This is a genomic window from Treponema sp. R6D11 (assembly GCF_054786075.1).
The window spans coordinates 1-1,368 of record NZ_BDHD01000315.1 but is presented as its reverse complement, the minus strand read 5'-3'; the positions used below and the strand labels follow the sequence as shown (position 1 = coordinate 1,368).

The following is a 1,368-nucleotide window of genomic DNA, read 5'->3' as shown; positions in this document are numbered from 1 at the left end:
CCATAAAACTTAATAGAAAACCTAATATTTCTCCGTAGTATCGTTGCAAAAATGGGTTAACGCTTGATGTGCCGAAATTCACTTGCATGGTTAGCAATATCATATTTCTTATGAGCTGCCTAATTTCTGCGTTTGTAAACCCGGGTATGCGGTTGCTGCTTAGAAATCGACCGTTGTTTACAACCGAATTTGTCAAATTTAATAAATCCATTTCGGTAAGCATTCTTCGATTTCCAAAAGCGTTTACAGCTGATTGTACGAATGGGGCAACTTGCGCATACGCACCACGATTCAAGTTTATCAATTTTGAACCATCTAACATATTATCATCTCCTCTTAATATATTATATGAATTTTGTGATTTTTTGTCGAAGACTTGAAAAAAAAGAGCTAATGTGATATACTTTAGATATGGAAAAAATAGAATCATTCGAGGTTGATCACACTTTGCTCCGGCCGGGAGTTTATTTGAGCCGGCAAGATGGAGATATTTATACCTATGACATGCGTATTATGCCACCGACCGCTGTGAATACTCCTGATAAAATCCTGTCTAATAGTCAGCTTCATACATACGAGCATATGTTTGCGACGGTTGTGCGGAATCTATCTGGTGATACAATATATTTTGGACCAATGGGATGCCAAACAGGGTTTTATCTTGTGAGCAAAACTAGCCCTGAAAAGATCATGATGCTGATCCATAATTGCTGTGATGTTATATCGAATATGGTTGATGTGCCGGGGAATACATATAAAGAATGCGGGAATTTTTCATCACTCGATTTGGATGCGGGATTGCACGTTAATAAAAAACTAAAAGAGATTATAAAAAACAAGGATAAGCTGGATGAGTATGATTTACCTAGATAATGCTGCGACAGGGCTGTTAGATGCCGAGATGATGGAAAAGTATAAGGCTTATGCTGACGAGTTTTGGTATAACGCTTCCTCTTTATACGCGCCGGCATATAATGCGAAGAAGGAGCTTGAGAAGACGAGGCAGGACGTTTTGAGGTTGCTCGGCAAAAAGTCAGGCAGAGTTATATTCACATCCGGTGGAACTGAGAGCAACAATTTGGCGATCTTGGGTTGGTTTGACGCGAATAAGAGGGCAAAAAACAATAGAGTTATTACTTCTTATTTGGAGCATCCATCGAGCAGATTAACGGCAGAGGCGACGGAAAATTTCGCATACGCGGACGTAAATTCTTCTGGTGAGTTTGTCTTGGAAAGCATGAAAAAACATGATGATATTGGGTTTGTTTCCTGCATGGCTGTTAATAACGAGATCGGGTCAATTCAACCCGTTGAAGAAATTGCTCAGTATTGCGCGCATAATGGGATTGTTTTTCATTGTGATTTCGT

Annotated in this window: 3 protein-coding genes; 2 read left to right on the top strand and 1 reads right to left on the bottom strand. The window is 39.5% G+C overall.

Annotated elements, in window-relative coordinates; genetic code table 11:
- On the bottom strand, window positions 1–322 hold a 322-nt coding region (locus ACYVTD_RS12675), incomplete at its 3' end, for a hypothetical protein (protein WP_461248113.1).
- A gap of 89 nt (window positions 323–411) precedes the next feature.
- On the opposite strand from ACYVTD_RS12675, the gene ACYVTD_RS12670 reads away from it, so the two are divergent.
- Window positions 412–873: an S-ribosylhomocysteine lyase gene (locus tag ACYVTD_RS12670; protein WP_461248112.1), complete on the top strand. Its 462-nt coding sequence runs from the start codon at window positions 412–414 to the stop codon at window positions 871–873.
- The coding region (locus ACYVTD_RS12665) for an aminotransferase class V-fold PLP-dependent enzyme (RefSeq protein ID WP_461248111.1) at window positions 857–1,368 on the top strand (512 nt) is incomplete at its 3' end. The genes ACYVTD_RS12670 and ACYVTD_RS12665, both read left to right, overlap by 17 nt.

What these genes read in the sequence shown, in the direction of transcription:
- ACYVTD_RS12670 (WP_461248112.1), top strand. Translation starts at nt 412, where the DNA reads ATGGAAAAAATAGAATCATTCGAGGTTGATCACACTTTGCTCCGGCCG.